This is a genomic window from Paractinoplanes ferrugineus (genome assembly GCF_016862195.1).
Lineage (GTDB): Bacteria > Actinomycetota > Actinomycetes > Mycobacteriales > Micromonosporaceae > Actinoplanes > Actinoplanes ferrugineus.
The window spans coordinates 26,835-46,790 of the sequence record NZ_BOMM01000023.1; the positions used below are offsets into that span (position 1 = coordinate 26,835).

Consider the following 19,956-nt stretch of genomic DNA (forward strand, 5'->3'; position numbering starts at 1 on the left):
CGAGGGTCGATAGGGTTGGTCCCATGAGCCACCAGGTGCACTCGTTCGAGCCGCCCGAGCGGTTCGTGGCCGGGACGGTGGGCGAGCCGGGCGACCGGACGTTCTTCCTCCAGGCCCGCGGTGGCGGGCGGGTGATCAGCGTCGCCCTCGAGAAGGTGCAGGTGCAGCTCCTCGCCGAGAAGCTCGAGGAGCTGCTGCTCGAGGCCAACAAGCGCTTCGGTGTCGACATGCCCGAGCTGCCGGTCCTGGCCGTGCACGACAACGAGCCGCTCGACACCCCGGTCGACGAGGAGTTCCGCGTCGGCACGCTCGGGCTGGCCTTCGACGTCGACAGCGGCACGGTGGTCATCGAGGCGATCGAGGCCGGCGAGGCCGAGGTCGAGATCGAGCTCGACGAGGACACCGACGAGCCGCCGGTCGAGGACGACGACGATGACGAGGACGAGGAGCCCGACGACGACCTCGACCGCCTGCGGGTCCGCCTGACCCCCGAGGCGACCAGGGCGTTCATCGACCGCGCCCGGCGTGTGGTGGCCGCCGGGCGGCCGCCGTGCCCGCTCTGCGGCCAGCCCCTCGACCCGGCCGGCCACCTCTGCCCCCGGCACAACGGTTACCACCGGTGACCGCCGAGCCCGCGGCCGCCCTGGCCGAGAGCGACGCCCTGGAACTGCTGTCGCGCGGGCAGATGGAGATCGAAGGCCGGCTGGTCGACGCCTCCAACACCACGCTGCGTGCCGAGATCACCCTCGACGGCCTGACCCGGCGTTGCGTCTACAAACCGGTCCGCGGCGAACGCCCGCTGTGGGATTTCCCCGACGGCACCCTCGCCGGCCGTGAGGTCTCGGCCTACCTCGTCTCCCAGGCCATCGGCTGGGACCTGGTCCCGCCGACCATCCTGCGCGACGGCCCGCTCGGGCCGGGTGCGCTCCAGCTCTGGATCGACCAGCCCGACGAGGCCGAGGCGCTCATCGGTTTCGTCCCGGCCTATGACGTCCCGCCGGGCTGGCTGGCGGTGGCCAACGCGCGCGACGACGACGGTGATGCCTACGCCCTGGCGCACGCCGACGACCAGCGCCTGGCCCGCCTCGCCGTTTTCGACGCGGTGATCAACAACGCCGATCGCAAAGGCGGCCACGTCCTCTACCCGGCGACGGGCGCGATTCACGGCGTCGACCACGGCGTGAGCTTCCACGTCGAGAACAAACTGCGCACGGTTCTCTGGGGCTGGACCGGAAAGTCCCTGATCAGCGAGGCCGCCGAGGTTCTGGCCGCGCTGTCGGCGGGTCTCGACGGCACATTGGGCGAAGCCCTCGAGGAACACCTGACGGTGTCCGAGGTGCAACACATCCGCCTGCGCGTGCGAAGGCTGCAAAGATCAGGCCGTTTCCCCAAGCCTCCGCAGGATTGGCCGGCCATTCCCTGGCCTCCGGTCTGACTTCTTTCGATACGGCGTGGCCGAGTCCCGCTGTTCGCGGTCCCGCTCGGCGTCCGGTCACCCTCCGCGCGCCCGCTGCGGGCGGGCCCGGCCCCGCAAGACCCGGCCCCGCAAGACCCGGCCCCGCAAAACCCGGTCCCCAACCCCGGGGTCGCCTCGGTAGCCTCCGTACGTGCCTGAACCGACACTGCTCTTCGTCATCGGCCCGCCGGCGGTCGGCAAGATGGCCGTGGGCCACGAGATCGCCGAGCGCACCGGCTTCCCGCTCTTTCACAACCACATGGCGATCGAGCCGGTGCTGCGCTTCTTCGAGTTCGGCACGCCGCCGTTCCGACGCCTCGTCGAAGGTTTCCGGCAGGCCCTGTTCGAGGAGGTGGCGAACAGCGACCTGGCCGGCATGATCTTCACCTACGTGTGGGCGTTCGACCTGCCACCCAGCACCGAGTCGGCGGACCGCTATGCGACGGTGTTCCGCGCCCGGGGCAGCCGCGTCCACTACGTCGAGCTGGAGGCAACCCAGCCGGAGCGGCTACGCCGCAACGAGCACGAGTGGCGCCTGTCCCAGAAGCCGTCGAAACGAGACCTGACGCGTTCCCGGGAACTGCTGCTGCGCCACGACGCCGAGCACCGGTTCAACTCGACCGACGAGTTCGCCGGCAACCCGGATCACCTGCGCGTCGACAACACCACCCGGACCCCCGCCGAGGTGGCCGAGCTGGTGATCACCCACTTCGGCCTGCCCCGCGCCGCGCAACCGGCACGGAACTCAGCTCAATAGTTGTGGAAGCTTCGCGAACAGCTGCTCGGTATAGCTGATCATCTCGTGCAACATCCAGTTTCCCGAGAACAGCAGCGCGGCCCCGCACGCGGCAGCCTTGGGCACGAATGCCAGGGTGGCCTCCTGGATCTGGGTCACCGACTGGAACAGCGAGATGGCGAAGCCGACGCCGAGGGCGGTGAGCAGCACCGGTGCGGCCATCTTGGCGGCGATGGTCATGGCCTGCAGACCCAGCTCAACAATCATCGTGTCGGTCATACATCCCTGTTCGGCCCGTTGCCGGTTGCGGTTAGGTTCGGGCCCCGACAATCCTCAAGTCGCTCCCGGGGGACATTCGGTGAGGTAGACCTCACGGCTTCGGCTTCTGTCACATCCGCTCGATAGGCTCGTGACCATGGACGCATGGACCGGGCACGACGTGCCGACTCTGCCGGGCGACGCGGTCACGCCGCGGCTGTTTGACACCGCGCGCCGGGCGGTGGCGCCGACCTCGCCGGGCAAGACCGCGACGATGTACGTCTGCGGCATCACGCCCTACGACGCGACCCACCTCGGTCATGCCGCCACCATGATCACGTTCGACCTGGTCAACCGCGCCTGGCGAGATTCCGGCCGCGCGGTGACCTACGTGCAGAACGTCACCGACATCGACGACCCGCTGCTCGAGCGCGCCCAGCGCGACGGCGAGGACTGGGTGGTCCTCGCCATGCGCGAGACGGCCCTCTTCCGCGAGGACATGGAAGCCTTGCGGATCATCCCGCCGGAGCACTACGTGGGCGCCGTCGAGTCGATCCCGGCCATCGCCGAGCACGTCCGCGAGCTGGTGAGCGCCGGCGCCGCCTACACCCTCGACGACGGCACCGGCGACGTCTACTTCTCGATCGCCGCCGCCCCACGCTTCGGCTACGAGTCGAACCTCGACCGCGCCGAGATGACGAAGCTGTCGGCCGAACGAGGCGGCGACCCCGACCGCGCCGGCAAGCGTGACCCCCTCGACCCGCTGCTCTGGCGCGGCGCCCGCGACGGCGAGCCCGCCTGGGACGGCGGCGACCTCGGCCCCGGCCGCCCCGGTTGGCACATCGAGTGCGCCACCATCGCCCTCGGCCTGCTCGGCAGCACCATCGACGTCCAGGGCGGCGGCAACGACCTGCTCTACCCCCACCACGAGTGCTCGGCCGCCCACGCCGAGACCCTGACCGGCGCCGCCCCCTTCGCCGCCCACTACGTCCACGCCGGCATGATCGGCCTGGACGGCGAGAAAATGTCCAAGTCCAAGGGCAACCTGGTGTTCGTCTCCCGCCTGCGCGGCGACGGCGTCGACCCGATGGCCGTCCGCCTGGGCCTGCTGTCCGGCCACTACCGCGCCGACCGCGAGTGGACCGACGACGTCCTGAAGACCGGTCAGGAACGCCTGGCCCGCTGGCGCGCCGCCGCCGCGTCCCCCACCGGCCCCTCCGGCGCCGGCCTGGTGGCCGCCGTCCGCGAGGCCATAGCCGACGACCTCGACACCCCCGCCGCCCTGGCCGTCATCGATGCCTGGTGCGAAGCCGCCCTGACCGCCACCGGCGACGACGAATCCTCCCCGGCCCTGATGTCCCGCACCGCCGACGCCCTGCTGGGCATCCGCCTCTGACTTCTCCGCAGCCGCTCCACCCGGGCACTCGCGGACCCGGTCGCCCGTGCGTCCAGGCCTGCGTGTTCGGCCGCCGACAGGGCGCGCTCGCGGCCGGCCCACCCGCGCGTCCATCCGGGGCCGGGTCGCCGGCATTTGTGCGCTTGGGGCGGGACTGGCCATGTGCGTGCTTGGGCCGCGTCGCCCGCGCGAGCTTGGGCCGGGTCGTCCGCGCACGCTTGGGCCGGGTCGTCCGCGCGGTCTCGGGCCGCGTCGTCCGCCTGCGTGCCTGGGCCCGTCGTCTGTGGTGCGCCCGCATATGCGGGGCCGCCCGGCGGAGTGCGCCTGCGGACGGGGCGGCCGGTGCGGTGCATCCGAGGATCGGGCCTGCGCGGTGCCGTCTGCTGGTCGGGTTGCCTGCGCGCGGTGCGTCTGGGGGTCGGGCCGCCTGCGCGGTGTGCTTGAGCCGGGTCGTCCGTGCCCGGGGCCAGGTCACTCCGCCGTGCGTGCCTGGGGCCGGGTCGCCCGCGCGGTGTGCATACGGCCGGCCGCGTGCGGGTGCGTCAGGGCGCGCGCCTCCACGAGGCGAGCGGCTTCCCGGGCTCCGGGCTCGGCGGGCTGGGGTCGTTACCGGTAGTGAAGCCGCTCGCGTAGCCGAGGGCGGCGGAACTCACCCTCGCTGGGTTACCGTCGCGGAGCAGCACCCGGGGTCATGGTCGGGTCGGGGCAGCGGCGTCGGGGTGCAGCACACGTCGCCCAGCCAGGCGCTTCGGCCCTCTTTGACGGCCACGGCGGCGATCAGCAGGGCGGCGGCGGGGTCGGCCCAGGTCCAGCCGAACAGGGTGTTCACGGCCAGGCCGGCCAGCAGGATCGCCGATAGACAGGTGCACAACAGGGTCTGCCTGGAGTCGGCCACCGCCGTGCGCGAGCCGAGCTCCCGGCCGGTGCGGCGCTGCGCCCAGGACAGGGCCGGCATCACTGCCAGCGAAACGGCGGCCAGCGCGATCCCGGTCGTGGAGTGTTTCGCCTCGGTCCCGGTCACCAGGGTGCGGGTCGATTCGACGGTCACATAGGCGGCCAGGGCGAAGAACGACAACGCGATGATCCGCAGTGCTGTCTTCTCCCGCTTCGACGGGTCAGGGGCGGCGAACTGCCAGGCCACGGCGGCTGCCGAGGCGACTTCGAGGACGGAGTCGAGGCCGAAGCCGATCAGGGCGGTCGAGTCGGCCCGGGTGCCGGCGCCGACGGCGAGCACGGCCTCGACCAGGTTGTAGGTGATCGTGGCGGCCACCAGCAGGCGTACGCGGCGGGTCAGCACGGCCCGGCGGATCGGGGACGGGCCGATGGTGAGCAGCATCAGCAGCAGCCTTTGGTGGCCGAGTCGGGGCAGGCTGCCGGGTTCACCGCAAGCACCAGGCCGAGCAGGTCGTCGAGGGCGTGCCCGATGCGGCGGTCGGCGAGTTCGTAACGGGTGCGCCGGCCCTCGGGGACGGCCACCACCAAGCCGCAGCCGCGCAGACAGGCCAGGTGGTTGGACAGGTTCTGCCTGGTCGCACCGAGGAGGTCGGCCAGCTCGGCGGGGTAGCCGGGGGAGTCACGCAGGGCCAGCAGCAGCCGCGCGCGGGTCGAGTCGGACAGGGCGTGACCGAAGCGGGCGAGGGCTTGGCCGTGGCTGACCGTCTCCATATCGAGTGACAGTACAGCATCCGCTGTATTAAGAACTGGACAGCGGAAAGCTGCCCCGGAAGGGCGTATTCAGCCTGATCTCGTGCGAAGGGAAGTACCATGCGTCGCCCGGTCATGGACCTCGCCGGCTTCGCCCTGGCCACCGGCGTCGACTCCTGAATTGATCCGCTGACCCGACCGGTGACCCGAGGATGCCCGCGACCCTCGGGTCACTGGCATCATGGCCTGATGCTCGCGGCGGTCAGGACAGTCCAGGATCTGGTGGCGGGGATCGAACCGGTCGACGAGCTCGAGGCCGATCACCGGCGGCATGTGTTCGACTGGCTGGAGAGCACCGACGACGTGTTCCGCCGGGTCAAGCCGGCCGAGCCCGACAAGCACCTGGTCTCCTATGTGGTGCCGGTCGACGGCGACGGCGACGTGCTGCTGGTCGATCACATCAACGCGGGTCTGTGGCTGCCGCCGGGCGGGCACGTCGAGCCGGGCGAGCACCCGCACGACACCGCGGTCCGCGAGGTGGCCGAGGAGCTGGGCCTGACCGCTGTCCCGGACGAGAGTCCACTGTTTCTGACCGTCACCCGCACGGTGGGAATCGACAGCGGGCACACCGACGTGAGCCTGTGGTTCGTGCTTCGCTGTGACCGCGATCAGCCGCTCACCCCGGACATCGGCGAGTTCCGTCGGGTGCGCTGGTGGTCGCCGGACGAGGTCGACGTGGCGCTCTGCGACCCGCACTTCCCCCGGTTCGTCCGGAAACTCCGCCGGTGATCGGGCTGCCCTGACCCTCAGGCGAGGGCCAGGCCGGGATCCGGGTCGGGCTCCGGCATCGGGGCCGGGATCTTGTATTCCTCGGTGAGCGTGGTCATCGGGCCCGGCCAGGTCGCCTGGGCCACCTCGATCGGCTTGCGGGTCTCGTCGAAGGCCACGTGCAGCAGATGCAGCACCGGGGTGTCGGGGCGGATCTGCAGGGTCTCGGCCTCGTCGCGGCTCGGCTGGCGGGCGCTGATCGTGTCGGTCGCCGACGCGTAGCGCTTGCCCAGGGCTTCCTCGGCCTCCTGGTAGAGCGGGCGGCCGAACGCCTCGACGCGTTCCAGCGACGTGCCCGACGTCTCCGCGACCCGGAACCATGACGCGCCGAGTTCGACGGTCGCGTCGTCGGTGCGCACGATGTGCCGGCGCACCAGCATCTCGGTGCCGTCGCGCACGCCGAACGCGTCGGCGACCTCCGGGGGAGCGGGCTCGCGGCCCACCGAGACGAGCTGCTGCCGATAGCGGGCGGCCAGATCGGCGTGATAACCGCGGTGGGCGCCGTAGCGGCCGCGGGACAGGCGGTTGAGCCGGCGGCGGGTGCCCCGGACGTACGTGCCGGAGCCCGGCTTGGTGATCAAGATGCCTTCGACGCGCAGCTGGTCGACGGTGCGCTGGACAGTCTGCTTGGCCACGCCGAACATCTCGGCCATCGCCGGGATCGACGGCAGGCGCTCGCCCGGCTGCCAGTCGCCCCGGCGGATGCGCTCGCGCAGCTGCGAGGCGATCTGCCGGTGTGGGAACTCCGCCGCCCCTGGGTTGATCGTCATCCCTGACCTCCAAGCCCTAGGTTCCTAGGATGCGCCGAACGGCCGGGACCGGCGCGTCGACACGCCGGGTAACGGCCTACCAGGAACCGGCGGTGGGGCCGGCCGAACCGCCGCGACGGCGGAGGTACTTCTCGAACTCGCTCGCGATCTCGTCCCCGGTCAGCGGCTGGATGCCCTCGTCGCCGACGCGCTCCTCCAGCTCACGGACATATTCCCCGAGCTCGGCGTCCTGCTCGGCGGCCACCCGCACCCGCTTCTCCCACTCGTCGGCCTCCTCGGCCAGGTCGGCCATCGGGACCGGCAGGTCGAGGACGTCCTCCAGGCGCGACAGCAGGGCGAGCGTCGCCTTGGGGCACGGCGGGTTGTTCGCGTAATGCGGCACGTGCACCCAGAACGACAGGGCTTCCAGGTCGGCGCGCCCGGCCGCCTCGTGCAGCACGCCGACGATGCCGGTCGGGCCGTCGTAGCGGGTCGGGACGACCTTGTACTTGTCGGCTATGCCGTTGTCGCTGGCCGATCCGCTGATCGGCAGGGGGCGGGTGTAGGGCACGTCGGCCAGCAGGGCACCCAGCAGCACGATCCGGTTGACCTCGAGGCTGTGGCAGACCTCGAGCACCTGCTCGCAGAAGGTGCGCCAGCGCATGCTCGGCTCGATGCCGCGGATCAGCACCACGTCCCGGTCGGCGCCCTCGGGGCTGGCCACCATGAAGCGGGTGGTCGGCCACTCGATCTTCCGGGTCTCGCCCTCGGCCATCGTGATGGTCGGGCGGCTCACCTGGAAGTCGTAGAAGTCCTCGGGGTCGATGGTCGAGATCTCCCGGGCCTGCCACACCTGCTCGAGGTGTTCCACGGCCGCGGTGGATGCGTCCGCAGCGTCGTTCCAGCCCTCGAAGGCGGCGATGGCCACAGGGGAACGAAGCACGGGGAGGCCGTCGAACTCAGTCATAGGTGACAGCCTACGTGCGCTGCGTGTGCGGTACTCGTCGGCCGCGCCGCGCACGGCGCTCAGCCGGGCCGGTAGAGAGCGGCGTCACAACCCCGAAATGCCCATAAATACTAAGGAAAAGGGCGATTCATCAGGGGTCGTGGTGCGGGAGCCGGCGGCAGCTTCGCATGCCGCAGCTGGTGTACGGCCGTCCGCCGCACCCGGCTCGAACTGTGCGGCGCGGGCAGCGCCAGTGCGGTTGGGGACGCGATCGCACGTACTATCCTTTTGCGGCTTTTCCGGCTTCTGACAGCAACGCGGCGCAGCGCAGATTGCGGTATTTGCCGCGATAGTCCAGGCCGTAACCGACGATGAGGCCGTCGCTGACGTCGAACCCGACGTGGGTGGGGGTGTCGGCGAAGTGCGCGACGTCGGGTTTGCGGAGCAGGGCGCAGACCGTGATCGATCGGGGCGCGCGCTGGGCGATGGTGCTGATCAGCCAGTTCATCGTGAGTCCGGTGTCGATGACGCCGTCGACGATGATCACATCGCGTCCGGAGACGTCCACGTCGAGATCCTTGAGCAGACGGACCGAGCCGGACGCGCGGTTGCGGGTGCTGTACGACTTGATCGCCATCCAGGCGACCTCGGCCGGCGCGGGGTAGGCGCGTGCGAGATCCACCGTGAACGTCGCGGCTCCACCAAGCACCCCGACGAGCACCGGAACCGACTCGCCATAGCGTTCGTGCAGCTCAGCGGCCAGTGACGCGACCCTGGCCAAAATCTGCTCCTCGGTCAGGAGCACCGCTTCGAGATCCTTCGCTACATGGCCGGCGTCCACATGTGCCTCCCAGGGCTCCCTCCAAGATCTTGCCACGCCCACGGAGGTGGGCTGTACTTCCGCCGCTCGTTGGGGTTCCGGTAAGGTCCGCGCGTTCGAAAGTTCATGTTCTCGGCACTTGGTGGAGTTGCTGCATGGCGTCACGAGTCGCACTGAGCGAGATTCGCTCCCGCACCTACAAGCAGCGGGATGCTTGGTGGACCGTCTGGCTCGTCGATCCGCTCGCCTCCCGGCTGGTCTGGCTGGTGTCGCCGTGGCGCTGGGTCACGCCGAACCTGCTCACGATCGCCGCGTTCGTGGTCGGCCTCGGTTCGGCCGCCGCGTTCTTCCAGGCGCGCGACGGCGGGTACGGCTGGCTGCTGCTCGGCGCCCTGCTGTTCCACCTGAGCTTCGTGCTCGACTGCATGGACGGCAAGATCGCCCGCCTGAACGGGACCGGCTCGGTGTTCGGGGTGTGGCTCGACTACGTCTTCGACCGGCTGCGGGTCGCGGCCTGCGCGGTTGCCATGTTCGGCGGCCAGTACGAGCGCACACACGATTTCGTGTACGTGTGGCTGGCCGGCCTGGTGCTCTTCCTCGACATGTTCCGCTACTTGAACGCCCTGGAAATGGGCAAGATCAAGACGGACATGCGGGCGAATCTGGAGGCCCTGCAGCCCGCCCCGCCGGTGTCGCCGGTCCTGCCGGCGTCGTCGTCCCCGCGTCTTGTCGACGAGGCCGCACCGGCGGAGGACGTCGAATTCCGGGCCAAGTTCGGGCTGTTCGTCCGGGTCCGCAACGCGCTTGTCCGGCAGCGGATCCGGCCGCACGTGTTCAGCGGCATCGAGTTCATGATGTTCGTGTTCATCCTCGGCCCGGTGCTGGACCGGATCCTCGGCATGACAATCATCTCGGCCGCACTGATGATCGTTTTCGAGCTGCTGCTGATCTACAAGCTGTGGACCGCCACCCGCGCCTACGCCCGTCGGATGGCCACCGTCCCGGCCCAGCTCGCGATGGTCGACGACGAGGTCACAGCGGGTGTTCCATGAGCGCCACATCGGTGAGCACGCTGTAACCGTTGCGCGCGTACAGCTCGATCGCCCGCGTGTTGGCGGTCTCGGTCTGCAGTGACACGCGATGCGCGCCGTTTCGACGCGCATCGTGGGCCACCAGCTCGAGCAGGGCACGCGCGACGCCCTGAGCACGTGCCTCCGGCGTGACGTACAGGTCGCGCACCAGCCAGGCGGTGCGCAGGGTGAGCGCCGCCGGCACCACCGCGATCGAGCAGATGCCCTGAGCCTCGATTCCCGTCCCCGCCACGTAGATCCGCGCGCGCTCGGACATGATCTGCTCGTGCATCCACTCGGCGACCGCCGCCGGGGCGGGGTTGGCGCCGTAGTACTGCCGGTACTCGTCGAACAGCTCGGACGTCTCCCGGAACAGCAAGTCGTCCGCACCGGTGAGCCGTCGCGCCGTGGCGATCGCCGTCGCGGTCATGACGCCATAATCCCGGTGAGACCGACAAAGTGTCTTATAAACCCGCATAATGCAACCGTGGCGCACATCGACCAAGTCCTCGGACCGGCCGACGACACCGTGACGTTCTTCCAGCCCAGAGCGATGGTCTACGTGACGATGCTCTGGGTGATCGCGGCCGTCTGGGTGGTGAGCCTCGGTCTGCATGTCCTCGTGCGGCTGGCCGTAGGCGACTCCCTTTCCGGCGATGACCTGGTCGTCTACGTGGAGATAGCGCTGATCGTGCCGGTCGTGCTGGCGGCCGGCATCCTGCTGATGGCGTGGAAACGGCTGGGCTGGCTGCACAGCTCGATGCATGGCCTGGACTTCGCGGCGACCGGCCGCAAGCCGGTGCACCTGCCGTGGGCGGGCGTCGGCTCGGTGACGCTGCGCCACTGGGGCCCGTTCACCGAACTGGTGGTCACGCCCATCGCCCCGGACTTCGCAACGGTGGGTGACGGCCCGGGCCGCCCGCCCCGGATGCGCAAGCGAGGGGGCGAGGTGACATATCTGGTGGACGTGGGGTTGATGTCTCCCGGTCCGTCAGTTCTACTCGCTGAGCTCCACCGGCGGCTACCGACCAAGGTCTAGACGGTTGACCCGATGGTCGACTGCCGATCAGGCTGGCGGCGTGGTCCACTCATCGGCGGCGATGGTTCATTCGATGCCGACGCGCGCCCAGGCGGCCCGGTGCGAGACGGTGGCGCGGATGGCGCCGCCCGTGCTGCGCGGGCACACCATCGGCTACGGCAGCTTCCGGTCCGCGGACGGCCGGGCGATCGCGCACCGGCTGCTGCCTATCAGCCTGGCCGCCCTGGTCGTCGACCTCGCCTCGGCGAAGGCGGTGGTCACCGGTCCGCGAGCGTCGTCCGGCACCGACGGCGAGACGACGTGGGGCTGCGGCGTGTCGATCGGCCTGACACCGGCCGGCGTGGCCGCGTTGCTGGGCGTCCCGATGCGCGAGCTGACCGCCCGATCGCTGCTGCTCGAGGACCTGGTGGGCCGGCGAGCGGCGGCCGAACTGCCGGAACGCCTGGCCGAGGCACCCGACTGGCCGGCCCGGTTCCGCCTGCTCGACACCCTGCTGACCCATCGACTAGGCCGGCACGCCCCAGCCCGCGACCCGCACGCCCCGACCGGAGAACCGCACGCCCCAGCCGGAGTCCCGCGTGGGCGGGAGGGCGAGCTTGTCATGGTGGCGTGGGGTTACCTGCAACGAGGGGGCGGGCGGCTCCGCGTCGGGGATCTCGCGGCGCGGCTCGGTGTCGGGCGGCGGGGGCTGGAGCGGGAGTTCCGGGCGGCGTTCGGGCTGTCGCCGGGGGTGGTGGGGCGGATCGCGCGGTTCCAGCGGGCGCTCGCCCTGGTGCAGCGTGGCCTGGGGTTCGCCGAGGTCGCGGCCGTGGGTGGCTATGCCGATCAGGCCCATTTCACCCGCGAGATGCGGGCGATGGCCGGGATCACGCCGGGGGAGCTGCGCGCAATCGTTCAAGACCCGGGGACGACCGGCGCCTAGCGTGTCCCGGCATGACGCTGAGCGGGAAGACGGCCGTCGTCACGGGCGGATCGCGGGGGATCGGGCGGGCCGTCGTGCGGCGGCTCGTCGCGGCGGGGGCGCGTGTGGTGTTCACCTACGCGCACCGGGAGCCGGCGGAGGTGCCGCCCGGGACGGTGGCGGTGCGAGCCGACCAGGCCGACCTGGCGAGCCTCGAGATGATCTTCGAGCAGGTCGCGGACGGCTTCGACATCCTGGTCAACAACGTCGGGGTCGGCCCCCGGATCCCGATCGCCGAGCTGACCGCCGACCAGATCGACCGGGTGTTCACGATCAATCTGCGGTTCCCGCTGCTGGCCATCAAGGCGGCCGTCCCGCTGCTGCGCGACGGCGGCCGGATCATCAACATCTCGACGCTCAACACGGTGCTCGGGGCGCCTGGATTGTCCCTCTACTGTTCGTCCAAGGCCGCCTTGGAGCAGGTGACCGTGGTGGCGTCCAAGGAGCTCGGCCCGCGCGCGATCACCGTCAACACGGTTTCCCCGGGGGCCACCGACACCGACATGCTGCGTGCCCACAACGAGGCCGACGGGCTGGCCCAGGGCGTGGCGATGACGGCCCTGCGGCGGCTGGGCACACCCGACGACATCGCGGCGGTGGTGGCGTTCCTGGTCTCCGCGGACGGCGGCTGGATCACCGGCCAGAACATCCGGGCCACCGGCGGGCTGATCCTCTGAGTCGTGGCCGCCGCCCGCTACAGGGGTTTTCCGAATCGGACCGGCACCCCGGGGGAGTAGAGCACGCTGGCCGGCGGCCCCTCGGGGGCCGGCAGCCCGCCGGCGGAGATCAGCTCGTCGTCGAGGTGGAGCAGTTCGGCACGGTGCAGGGGCCAGCGGGGGTGCTCGTTGGGCAGGTGGATCGTCCGGCCCCAGGCGCGGGTGTGCAGGCCCCAGCGGGCGGTGAGGAAGTGTTCGAGTGCGGTGGGTTCGGTGATCGCTTCGCCGGTACGCACGGTGAGCTCGCTGCTCGCCCCGCGCGGGCCGGGCCAGCGTCGCCTCGAGGTGTAGGTCAGCTCGTTCCCCCCGCGTTGGAGGCGCATCTTCGCCCACATGTAGGGCAGGCCCAGGGCCAGCCTGGCGGTCAGCACCGGGACCAGGCGTTCGGCCTCCAGGGAGAGGAAGACGACAGCCCGGTGGCCGTTGGCGTCGACGCTGTAGAGGCGCACGTTGGTCTCGCAGAACGTGCCGAGATAGGGCACCGCGGGCCCGTTCAGGAAGCCGATGCCGACCATCCGGAACGCGATCAGGCCGACGTACGCCCGGCCCTCGAACAGGTCGGGTTCGACGCCCGCCGGCAGCAGCGGCGCGAGGCGGGCCGGGTCGGCCGCCCAGTGCAGGAAGGCCAGGTCCGCCCAGCGCTGCCCGAGAAGCGACTTCGTCACGGGGCGTGTTGTCTCGGGGGTCACGTCTTCGACGGTCATGAGCCCAGGTCCCACAACAGACGGTAGTAGGCGATGCGTTCCGGATCGGGGTCGATGCCGTAGGCGCGGAAGAACAGGTCCTCCCACCCGGCACCGAAGTTCCAGCTCAGGCTCCATGATCCGATCGCCAGGTCGGCCCACCGGTCGGCCACCCCCAGGGCGGCCAGGTCGACGTGGGCGAGGTAGCGCCCGTCCTCGCCGAGCAGCGTGTTCGGGGCGCAGGCGTCGCCGTGGCAGACGACCAGCCGGTCGATCGGCGGCGGGCTGGTGGCGCGCTCCCACGCCACGTCGATGTCCAGGTCGCGGTGCTGCGGGTGGGCGTCGCCGAGGTCGCGCGGGCTCTTCGCCAAGCGGCGTTCGACGCTCCAATCAAAAGGGCATTCCTCGACCGGTACGCGGGTGTGCAGCTCGCGGAGGCCTTCGGCGATGGCCGTCACCGCCGTCGCGGGATCCGGGCGCCAGCGCCCGTCGACGGCCGACCACCCGTTGATCGCCCTGGTCTGCAGCCAGACGCCGGTTTCGTCGGAGCCGCTCGCCACCACTTCGGGGACTCGGACATAGCGGGCCGCCCACCGGAGCCGTTCCGCCTCCTGCGCCAGCGGCAGATCGGTCGACGCGGGCGCGAACTTCACGAAGTACTCGCTGCCGATCCGGTAGGTCAGGCCACCGACGACATTTCGCCACACCGGGGTCAACGGGCGGCCGGCGGCAATCGTGCGTACGGCGGCGGGGATCTCGATCTCCTCGCCGAAAGCGGTCTCCGGGGGGTGCACGATCGTCAACTCTGCCACTTGTGTCACACGACCGCCCGGGGACCCGTCCGGGCGGGAACAATTGGCGGCGATGAACTCACAACAACCGGCCGCGGTGCTCTTCGACATGGACGGCACGCTGGTCGACAGCGAGAAAGTCTGGACGATCGCGCTCCACGATCTGGCCGCCTGGGCCGGTGGCGAGCTCTCGCCGAAGGCCCGCTCCGCGATGGTCGGCGGCAGCATGAAGTCGAGCATGCGGATCTTCCGGGAGGATCTGGGGCAGCCCGACCGGCCCGAGGCACCCGACGTCGAGTGGCTCACGTCGCGGGTGTTCAACCTGTTCCGTGAGGGCCTGGTGTGGCGTCCGGGGGCGGCCGAGCTGTTGCGCGCGGTCAAGCTGGCGGGCCTGCCCACCGCTCTGGTCACCTCGACCGGCCGCACCCTGGTCGAGGCCGCCCTCGACACGCTCGGCCGGGAGAACTTCGACGTCGTGGTCTGCGGCGACGAGGTCACCATGCCCAAGCCCGACCCGGAGCCCTACCGCACCGCGGCCAAACTGATCGGCGTGCCGATCGAGGACTGCGTCGCGATCGAGGACTCGCCGACCGGCGTGGCCAGCGCGCTCGCCTCCGGGGCGGTCGTGCTGGCGGTGCCGGCCGAGCTGGAGCTGCCCCCGACCGACGGTGTCCACCTGCGCCGCTCGCTCGTCGGGGTGGACCCCGCATATCTCACCCAGCTGCTGATCAGTCAGCGGCTGTTGCGACCGGCCCGCTGAGCGGGACCGCCTCGATCGCCGCCACGACGGCGGCGCCGGGCGCCGCGGCGTGCGCTTCAGCGGCCCGGCTTGACGAGGCCGGTCTCGTAGGCGAGCACGACCGCCTGGGTGCGGTCGCGCAGGCGCAGCTTGCCGAGTACGTGGCCGACATGGGTCTTGATCGTCGTCTCGCTCACCTGGAAAGCCAGCGCGATCTCGGCGTTCGAGTGGCCGCGGGCGAGGTGCACCAGCACCTCGCGTTCACGGTCGGTGAGCGCGTCGAGCTTCGGCGTCACCGTCGTCTCGGGGGCGGGCAGGGCCTCGGCCACCCGGGCCAGGATGCGTGCGAGCACCATCGGGGTGATCACCGCGCCACCGGCCGCCACGGCTCGCACGGCGGCGATCACCTCGGCGGCCGGGGCGTCCTTGCGCAGGAAACCACCGGCGCCGGCGGCGATGGCGGCCAGGACCTCCTCGTCGCTGTCGCGGGCGGTGAGGACCAGCACCCGCACCGGCAGCCCGGCGTCGGCCACCGCGCGCGCCACCGTGTGTCCGTCGAGGCGCGGCAGCGCGATCTCGGTGATCAGCACGTCGGGCAGCAGCCGCCGGGCCAGCTCGACCGCCTCGGCGCCGTCCCCGGTCTCACCCACGACCAAGATCTCCGCCACCTCGGCCCCGCCGGCCCCCGCTCGGCCGGCCCCTGGTGCATCGGCCCCGGCTCCGTCGGCCCCGGCGCCGCCGGCGGTGGCCGCGGTCAACACCAGGCGCAGGCCCGAACGCTGCATGGGGGCCGGGTCGGCCAGCACTACCCGCAGGGGCCTGGGCCCGCTCTGGTCCACGCGGCTGGAACCGCCCTCCGCTCGCGCCCGCTCGCCTCTCGCCGGCCCGGGTCAGGCGTCACCCTAGGCGATCGTCGTCGGCCGGGGTCAGGTCGACGCGGACCACCTCGCCGGTGGGGAAGGGTGGTGGGGTGCCGCCGAACTCGGGGCAGTGGGCCTGGTGGTTGCACCAACCGCACAGGCGGCTCGGCTTGGGGCGGAAGTCCTGGGTGCGTTTGGCCAGTTCGATGGCCTGGGAGAGGGCGACCAGGGTGCGCTCGAAACGCTCCAGTTCCTCGGCGTCGGGGCTGTAGTCGCAGACCTCGGCGTCCTTGAGGTAGAGCAGGCGCAGGACCCGGGGGACCACGCCGCGGGTGCGCCAGAGGACCAGGGCGTAGAACTTCAGCTGGAAGAGGGCCCGGCCCTCGAACGCCTCACGCGGGGCGCCGCCGGTCTTGTAATCCACCACGCGCAGGTCGCCGGCGGGGGACACGTCGAGGCGGTCGATGTAGCCGCGGATCAGCAACTCGTCGTCGACGAGTGTCGACACCAGCGCCTCGCGCTCGGCCGGCTCGAGGCGCTGCGGGTCCTCCACGGCGAAATAGCCCTGGAGCAGGTCGGTCGCGCCGGCCAGGAACGCGGCCAGGCGGGACGCCTCGTCGGGGGCGGGGCCGACCGCGTCGGCCTCGGCGATCAGGGCGGCCTGATCGGTGACCGGTCGGCGCGGAACGGGGGCGGTGAAGATCTCGTTGAGGGCGGGCTCGGCGGCGAGCAGTTCGGCCCAGGCCGGCTCGACCAGGGCGGCGGCGGCCGACGGCGTACGCGACGAGGCCGGCAGGTCGAACAAGCGCTCCAGGACCGCGTGGACCAGGGTGCCGCGGGCCTGGTCGGCCGATGGCCGCTCGGGCAGTTTGTCGATGGTGCGGAACCGGAACAGCAGGGGGCAGGTCTTGAAATCGGCCGCCCGCGACGGTGACAGCGAGGGACCCGCGGGGGAGTCGCCGGGCGGGACTGGGGAGACCGTCTGTGCCGTCATGTCAGAGAGGCTAGGGCAGGGGTACGACGAAAATGCGGCGCCTCCGTAGCATCTAGCGCGTGGAGCAGCCGAATACGCCGCAGCGGACGCGACCGGGCCGGCCGGTCGGCCATGTGCTGCGCATCCCGGTCTACATGAACGGGTCGATGCTCCTGCTGGCCGCGCTGGTCACCGTGGTCTACGGGAACTGGGTGCGCTCCGAGCTCGATCTGCCCGCTCCGTTGGGCTACCTGGTCGGCCTCGGCTTCGTGGTCTGCCTGCTCGGCTCGGTGCTGCTGCACGAGCTGGGGCACGCGCTGACCGCGCGGAGATACCAGATCGGGGTACGCGGCATCACGCTCGAACTTCTGGGCGGCTGGACCGAGATGGACCGCGACGCGCCCACCCCCAGGATCGACGCCCTGGTGAGCCTGGCCGGCCCGGCCGTGTCGCTGCTGCTCGGCGGCATCGCCACCGCCGTCTCGATGGCGCTGCCCGACCGCACGCTGTCCGGCCAGGTCGCGTTCCAGCTGGCCGCCAGTAACCTGCTGGTGGCCGTCTTCAACGTGTTGCCGGGGCTGCCGCTGGACGGTGGGCGGGCGCTGCGGGCCGGCCTGTGGGCGCTGATCAAGGACCGCAACCGGGCCACCGAGGTGGCCGCCTGGTCGGGCCGGGGCATCGCGTTCCTCTGCGTGGTGATCGTGATCTGGCTCTACCGGCTCGAGCTCGTCACCCTGTTCGGCCTGGCCTTCGTGCTGCTGGTGGTCTTCACCCTGTGGCAGGGCGCCGGCCAGTCGATCCGGCTGGCCCGGATGACCCGCCGTTTCCCCCTGGTCGACCTGGCCGCGCTGGCCCGCCCGCTGCTCACCGTCCCGGCCGGCACCCCGCTCGGCGAGGCCCAGCGGCGCCGCTCCGAGGACCTGAGACCGAACGTGGTGCTGGGCGTCACCGACTCGGCCGGTAATCTCACCGCACTGGTCGACCCGGTCGCCGCCGAGCGGGTTCCGGTCGACCGGCGCCCGTGGGTGGCCGTGGACTCCGTGTCCCGCTCCCGCGACGCCGTGCCCGCGCTGCCGCTCGGGCTCAGCGGCGAACAGGTGGTGCGTGCGCTTCAGGCCCGACCGGCCGGGCAGTACGTGGTGACCGCGGGCGAGGAAGTGGTCGGTGTGCTCCGCGTCGGTGACGTCGCCAACGTGCTGGAGCCGCGCCGCCCGCGAAAACCCGCACGATGACCAGAAAGAAGCGTTGTGACCAGTTCGCCTGCCCCCGTCGTCGACGACTCGCTGCCCGCGCACACCGGGCCGTTCCGAGTGGGTGATCGCGTCCAGCTCACCGACCCCAAGGGGCGGATGCACACCATCGTGCTCGAACCGGGCAAGTCGTTCCATACGCACCGGGGCGCCCTCGACCACGACGGCATCATCGGCCTGCCCGAGGGCAGCGTGCTCAGCTCGGCCAACGGCACCCAGTACCTCGCCCTGCGCCCGCTGCTCAGCGACTACGTGCTGAGCATGCCGCGCGGCGCGCAGGTGATCTACCCGAAGGACGCCGCGCAGATCGTCGCGATGGGCGACATCTTCCCGGGCGCGAAGGTCCTCGAGGCCGGCGCCGGCTCGGGCGCGCTGAGCTGCTCGCTGCTGCGGGCCGTCGGCAGCACCGGCGAGTTGCACTCGTTCGAGTTGCGCGACGACTTCGCGGCGATCGCCCGCAAGAACGTGGAGGCGTTCTTCGGCGGCCCGCACCCGGCCTGGCACCTGCACAACGGCGACGTCGCCGACAACACCGACACCGGCTTCGACCGCATCATCCTCGACATGCTGACCCCCTGGGAGGCTCTCGACATGGTCGAGCGCGCCCTGGTGCCGGGCGGCGTGTTCATCGGCTACGTGGCCACCACCCCGCAGCTGTCCGAGCTGGTGGAGGCGCTGCGCGAGCGGGGCGGCTGGACCGAGCCGCGGGCCTGGGAGTCGCTCGTGCGCGACTGGCACGCCGAGGGCCTGGCGGTGCGGCCCGACCACCGCATGGTGGCGCACACGGCCTTCCTGGTCTCGGCGCGCAAGCTCGCCCCCGGTGTCACGGCCCCGCCGCGGCGGCGCAAACCGAGCAAGGGCGCCGAGGCGTACGCGCTGCGCCGCGCGGCCCAGGCCGCCCTGGCCGCGGAGACGGCGGCCGGGACGGAGCCGATCGACGAGGCTCCTCGCCCGAGCGATGTGACTCCGGCCGCCGAAGTCGGGTAGCTTCCAAGTCGGCCTGGACCACGGGCGCTGCGCATTCGGGGGAGGATGGGGTGGGAGCGATGAGTTCTCCGCCGTTCGGAGGCAGTAACGAGATGCCGGCGGTCTTCCCGGACTGGTCGCCTTATCAAGATCTTGATTCGGCGGCCCGGGCCTATCTGCGGGACCCCGAGGTCGCTCTGGACGCGTTGTTCGGGGTGCTGCGCGGTGCCTCGGTGCTGTGCTTCACCCTCGAGCGCTTCGTCAACGAGGTCAACGGCGTCTGGCAGGAGGTCGTCATCTGTGACGGCAGCCGCCTGGTGCTGTGGCACGGTGAGGACGTGGCGCCGGGCGACGGCCCGGTCGGCTCGATGACCTCGTCGCTGCGGGTGGTGCCGCTCTCGACGGTGACCGAGGTGGGCTGCCGGCGGCGGCTCACCCGCACCTCGACGGGCCAGGCCCGGGTCGACAGCATCGACGTCTACCTGCTGCTGAGCTCGATCGACGACGCCGTTCCGCCCCCCGGCATGGATGAGGGCGGCGAGGGTCGCTCGGCGTTGCGGCACGACGCGCTGCGCTTCGGCAAGACGCTCGACGACGGCGGCCCGGGGCAAATCGCCCGGCTCGAGGAGTTCTCCCGCGTGGTGGCCTCCTTGGTGGGACGCCCGACTCTGTGACACACGTTTCGGGGATGTGACATTTTCCGCGTCCGGTGGGGGCCTGGCGACGAATCGAAGACCGCCACGGCGTGGCCCGCGGCCGGTTCCAGCCGGCCTCGGCACTGCCCGCTCGGATGTCGGTGACCGACTTGACGACGTGGCCCCGGTCGGCCGGGCCCGCGGTCGCCGGGTCGGTCGCCGCCGGGCTGGGGCGCTCGGGGCGACAGCCCGGCTGCCCGGGGAGTCGTCGCAGCTCACCGGCCTGTTGCCGGACGCAGGGACGGCCATCGATGTGGACCTGGGCGACCCCGGGCCGCCGGGCGTGCGGAGCCGGTCGCCCGGGCCGCGCACTTGATCGACTGGGACCGGCGCCGGCCGGTTACCGGTCCGCGCCGGCAACCGCAACCCGCCGAAAATGA

General features: G+C 71.4%; 24 protein-coding genes. 13 read left to right on the forward strand and 11 right to left on the reverse strand.

The features are described from left to right. Positions 1-23 precede the first annotated feature (23 nt). The 3 genes from Afe05nite_RS15065 to Afe05nite_RS15075 all read left to right on the forward strand — a co-directional run bounded on the left by Afe05nite_RS15065 (position 24) and on the right by Afe05nite_RS15075 (position 2,213). Complete coding sequence (locus Afe05nite_RS15065) at positions 24-623, forward strand: DUF3090 domain-containing protein (RefSeq protein ID WP_203817716.1); 600 nt, start codon at positions 24-26, stop codon at positions 621-623. Then, positions 620-1,435, forward strand: coding sequence for an SCO1664 family protein (locus Afe05nite_RS15070; protein WP_203817717.1), 816 nt, complete (start codon positions 620-622; stop codon positions 1,433-1,435). Before Afe05nite_RS15065 ends, Afe05nite_RS15070 begins: the two co-directional genes overlap by 4 nt. Positions 1,436-1,607: 172 nt before the next feature. Further along, positions 1,608-2,213, forward strand: a complete 606-nt coding sequence (locus Afe05nite_RS15075; protein WP_203817718.1) for an AAA family ATPase — start codon at positions 1,608-1,610, stop codon at positions 2,211-2,213. Here the strand turns inward: Afe05nite_RS15075 and Afe05nite_RS15080 are convergent. Then, the gene (locus Afe05nite_RS15080; protein ID WP_203817719.1) at positions 2,202-2,471 is read right to left on the reverse strand and encodes a flagellar biosynthetic protein FliQ; all 270 of its coding nucleotides are present in this window, start codon (positions 2,469-2,471) and stop codon (positions 2,202-2,204) included. The two genes, Afe05nite_RS15075 and Afe05nite_RS15080, sit on opposite strands and share 12 nt — an antisense overlap. A 136-nt stretch (positions 2,472-2,607) precedes the next feature. On the opposite strand from Afe05nite_RS15080, the gene mshC reads away from it, so the two are divergent. After that, a complete protein-coding gene (gene mshC / locus Afe05nite_RS15085; RefSeq protein ID WP_203817720.1) occupies positions 2,608-3,846 on the forward strand; it encodes a cysteine--1-D-myo-inosityl 2-amino-2-deoxy-alpha-D-glucopyranoside ligase in 1,239 nt (412 codons plus the stop codon). A gap of 649 nt (positions 3,847-4,495) precedes the next feature. On the opposite strand, the gene Afe05nite_RS15090 is transcribed toward mshC, so the two are convergent. Together Afe05nite_RS15090 and Afe05nite_RS15095 are read right to left on the reverse strand one after the other, a co-directional pair. Continuing rightward, complete coding sequence (locus tag Afe05nite_RS15090) at positions 4,496-5,182, reverse strand: cation efflux transmembrane domain-containing protein (protein ID WP_203817721.1); 687 nt, start codon at positions 5,180-5,182, stop codon at positions 4,496-4,498. Further along, a complete protein-coding gene (locus Afe05nite_RS15095; RefSeq protein WP_203817722.1) occupies positions 5,182-5,511 on the reverse strand; it encodes an ArsR/SmtB family transcription factor in 330 nt (109 codons plus the stop codon). Before Afe05nite_RS15095 ends, Afe05nite_RS15090 begins: the two co-directional genes overlap by 1 nt. Positions 5,512-5,739: 228 nt before the next feature. Between Afe05nite_RS15095 and Afe05nite_RS15100 the strand changes: the two genes are divergently transcribed. After that, positions 5,740-6,279: an NUDIX domain-containing protein gene (locus tag Afe05nite_RS15100; protein ID WP_203817723.1), complete on the forward strand. Its 540-nt coding sequence runs from the start codon at positions 5,740-5,742 to the stop codon at positions 6,277-6,279. A gap of 17 nt (positions 6,280-6,296) precedes the next feature. Here the strand turns inward: Afe05nite_RS15100 and Afe05nite_RS15105 are convergent, their stop codons facing one another. From Afe05nite_RS15105 to hpt, 3 genes are all read right to left on the reverse strand, one after another. After that, the gene (locus tag Afe05nite_RS15105; protein WP_203817724.1) at positions 6,297-7,088 is read right to left on the reverse strand and encodes a GntR family transcriptional regulator; all 792 of its coding nucleotides are present in this window, start codon (positions 7,086-7,088) and stop codon (positions 6,297-6,299) included. Between the two features lie 76 nt (positions 7,089-7,164). Then, a complete protein-coding gene (locus Afe05nite_RS15110; RefSeq protein ID WP_203817725.1) occupies positions 7,165-8,034 on the reverse strand; it encodes a PAC2 family protein in 870 nt (289 codons plus the stop codon). A 259-nt stretch (positions 8,035-8,293) separates the two neighbouring features. Beyond that, positions 8,294-8,854 (reverse strand): hypoxanthine phosphoribosyltransferase, encoded by a 561-nt coding sequence (gene hpt / locus Afe05nite_RS15115; RefSeq protein WP_203817726.1) that lies wholly within the window; start codon positions 8,852-8,854, stop codon positions 8,294-8,296. Between the two features lie 134 nt (positions 8,855-8,988). Here hpt and Afe05nite_RS15120 point away from each other — a divergent pair, with 134 nt between their 5' ends. Continuing rightward, positions 8,989-9,885, forward strand: coding sequence for a CDP-alcohol phosphatidyltransferase family protein (locus Afe05nite_RS15120; protein ID WP_203817727.1), 897 nt, complete (start codon positions 8,989-8,991; stop codon positions 9,883-9,885). On the opposite strand, the gene Afe05nite_RS15125 is transcribed toward Afe05nite_RS15120, so the two are convergent. Further along, positions 9,866-10,333 (reverse strand): GNAT family N-acetyltransferase, encoded by a 468-nt coding sequence (locus Afe05nite_RS15125; RefSeq protein WP_203817728.1) that lies wholly within the window; start codon positions 10,331-10,333, stop codon positions 9,866-9,868. The genes Afe05nite_RS15120 and Afe05nite_RS15125 overlap by 20 nt on opposite strands. 57 nt (positions 10,334-10,390) lie before the next feature. Here Afe05nite_RS15125 and Afe05nite_RS15130 point away from each other — a divergent pair, with 57 nt between their 5' ends. The 3 genes from Afe05nite_RS15130 to Afe05nite_RS15140 all read left to right on the forward strand — a co-directional run bounded on the left by Afe05nite_RS15130 (position 10,391) and on the right by Afe05nite_RS15140 (position 12,580). Then, positions 10,391-10,942 carry a hypothetical protein gene (locus Afe05nite_RS15130; protein ID WP_203817729.1) on the forward strand — a complete coding sequence of 184 codons (552 nt, stop codon included), beginning with the start codon at positions 10,391-10,393 and terminating at the stop codon, positions 10,940-10,942. A 73-nt stretch (positions 10,943-11,015) separates the two neighbouring features. Next, positions 11,016-11,864 carry an AraC family transcriptional regulator gene (locus tag Afe05nite_RS15135; RefSeq protein WP_203817730.1) on the forward strand — a complete coding sequence of 283 codons (849 nt, stop codon included), beginning with the start codon at positions 11,016-11,018 and terminating at the stop codon, positions 11,862-11,864. 11 nt (positions 11,865-11,875) lie between these two features. Further along, positions 11,876-12,580, forward strand: a complete 705-nt coding sequence (locus Afe05nite_RS15140) for an SDR family NAD(P)-dependent oxidoreductase (protein WP_203817731.1) — start codon at positions 11,876-11,878, stop codon at positions 12,578-12,580. Positions 12,581-12,597: 17 nt separating this feature from the next. Here the strand turns inward: Afe05nite_RS15140 and Afe05nite_RS15145 are convergent, their stop codons facing one another. After that, positions 12,598-13,323, reverse strand: a complete 726-nt coding sequence (locus tag Afe05nite_RS15145; RefSeq protein WP_203817732.1) for a YqjF family protein — start codon at positions 13,321-13,323, stop codon at positions 12,598-12,600. Continuing rightward, positions 13,320-14,114 (reverse strand): aminoglycoside 3'-phosphotransferase, encoded by a 795-nt coding sequence (locus Afe05nite_RS15150; RefSeq protein WP_239117829.1) that lies wholly within the window; start codon positions 14,112-14,114, stop codon positions 13,320-13,322. Before Afe05nite_RS15150 ends, Afe05nite_RS15145 begins: the two co-directional genes overlap by 4 nt. Positions 14,115-14,166: 52 nt before the next feature. On the opposite strand from Afe05nite_RS15150, the gene Afe05nite_RS15155 reads away from it, so the two are divergent. Further along, on the forward strand, positions 14,167-14,853 hold the full coding sequence (locus Afe05nite_RS15155; protein ID WP_203817733.1) for an HAD family hydrolase: 687 nt from the start codon (positions 14,167-14,169) through the stop codon (positions 14,851-14,853). Positions 14,854-14,909: 56 nt separating this feature from the next. Here Afe05nite_RS15155 and Afe05nite_RS15160 read toward each other — a convergent pair whose 3' ends face one another. Continuing rightward, entirely contained in the window at positions 14,910-15,617 is a 708-nt protein-coding gene (locus Afe05nite_RS15160) for a LuxR C-terminal-related transcriptional regulator (RefSeq protein WP_203817747.1), read from the reverse strand. A gap of 112 nt (positions 15,618-15,729) precedes the next feature. Next, positions 15,730-16,686, reverse strand: coding sequence for a RecB family exonuclease (locus Afe05nite_RS15165; protein WP_203817734.1), 957 nt, complete (start codon positions 16,684-16,686; stop codon positions 15,730-15,732). Between the two features lie 134 nt (positions 16,687-16,820). Between Afe05nite_RS15165 and Afe05nite_RS15170 the strand changes: the two genes are divergently transcribed. Genes Afe05nite_RS15170 through Afe05nite_RS15180 form a run of 3 tightly spaced genes read left to right on the forward strand, consistent with a single transcriptional unit; the run spans position 16,821 to position 19,555 of the window. Next, positions 16,821-17,897 (forward strand): site-2 protease family protein, encoded by a 1,077-nt coding sequence (locus tag Afe05nite_RS15170; RefSeq protein ID WP_239117831.1) that lies wholly within the window; start codon positions 16,821-16,823, stop codon positions 17,895-17,897. A gap of 15 nt (positions 17,898-17,912) precedes the next feature. After that, positions 17,913-18,902 carry a tRNA (adenine-N1)-methyltransferase gene (locus tag Afe05nite_RS15175; RefSeq protein ID WP_203817736.1) on the forward strand — a complete coding sequence of 330 codons (990 nt, stop codon included), beginning with the start codon at positions 17,913-17,915 and terminating at the stop codon, positions 18,900-18,902. Positions 18,903-18,961: 59 nt separating this feature from the next. Continuing rightward, on the forward strand, positions 18,962-19,555 hold the full coding sequence (locus Afe05nite_RS15180) for a hypothetical protein (RefSeq protein ID WP_203817737.1): 594 nt from the start codon (positions 18,962-18,964) through the stop codon (positions 19,553-19,555). The last annotated feature ends 401 nt before the right edge of the window (positions 19,556-19,956 follow it).

Bases quoted from the DNA above. Each gene is read 5' to 3' on its own strand.
- Afe05nite_RS15065 (WP_203817716.1), top strand. From the start codon at position 24: ATGAGCCACCAGGTGCACTCGTTCGAGCCGCCCGAGCGGTTCGTGGCC.
- Afe05nite_RS15080 (WP_203817719.1), bottom strand. From the start codon at position 2,471: ATGACCGACACGATGATTGTTGAGCTGGGTCTGCAGGCCATGACCATC.
- mshC (WP_203817720.1), top strand. From the start codon at position 2,608: ATGGACGCATGGACCGGGCACGACGTGCCGACTCTGCCGGGCGACGCG.
- Afe05nite_RS15090 (WP_203817721.1), bottom strand. From the start codon at position 5,182: ATGCTGCTCACCATCGGCCCGTCCCCGATCCGCCGGGCCGTGCTGACC.
- Afe05nite_RS15095 (WP_203817722.1), bottom strand. From the start codon at position 5,511: ATGGAGACGGTCAGCCACGGCCAAGCCCTCGCCCGCTTCGGTCACGCC.
- Afe05nite_RS15100 (WP_203817723.1), top strand. From the start codon at position 5,740: ATGCTCGCGGCGGTCAGGACAGTCCAGGATCTGGTGGCGGGGATCGAA.
- Afe05nite_RS15105 (WP_203817724.1), bottom strand. From the start codon at position 7,088: ATGACGATCAACCCAGGGGCGGCGGAGTTCCCACACCGGCAGATCGCC.
- Afe05nite_RS15110 (WP_203817725.1), bottom strand. From the start codon at position 8,034: ATGACTGAGTTCGACGGCCTCCCCGTGCTTCGTTCCCCTGTGGCCATC.
- Afe05nite_RS15120 (WP_203817727.1), top strand. From the start codon at position 8,989: ATGGCGTCACGAGTCGCACTGAGCGAGATTCGCTCCCGCACCTACAAG.
- Afe05nite_RS15125 (WP_203817728.1), bottom strand. From the start codon at position 10,333: ATGACCGCGACGGCGATCGCCACGGCGCGACGGCTCACCGGTGCGGAC.
- Afe05nite_RS15135 (WP_203817730.1), top strand. From the start codon at position 11,016: ATGCCGACGCGCGCCCAGGCGGCCCGGTGCGAGACGGTGGCGCGGATG.
- Afe05nite_RS15140 (WP_203817731.1), top strand. From the start codon at position 11,876: ATGACGCTGAGCGGGAAGACGGCCGTCGTCACGGGCGGATCGCGGGGG.
- Afe05nite_RS15145 (WP_203817732.1), bottom strand. From the start codon at position 13,323: ATGACCGTCGAAGACGTGACCCCCGAGACAACACGCCCCGTGACGAAG.
- Afe05nite_RS15155 (WP_203817733.1), top strand. From the start codon at position 14,167: ATGAACTCACAACAACCGGCCGCGGTGCTCTTCGACATGGACGGCACG.
- Afe05nite_RS15160 (WP_203817747.1), bottom strand. From the start codon at position 15,617: ATGCAGCGTTCGGGCCTGCGCCTGGTGTTGACCGCGGCCACCGCCGGC.
- Afe05nite_RS15165 (WP_203817734.1), bottom strand. From the start codon at position 16,686: ATGACGGCACAGACGGTCTCCCCAGTCCCGCCCGGCGACTCCCCCGCG.
- Afe05nite_RS15170 (WP_239117831.1), top strand. From the start codon at position 16,821: ATGAACGGGTCGATGCTCCTGCTGGCCGCGCTGGTCACCGTGGTCTAC.
- Afe05nite_RS15180 (WP_203817737.1), top strand. From the start codon at position 18,962: ATGAGTTCTCCGCCGTTCGGAGGCAGTAACGAGATGCCGGCGGTCTTC.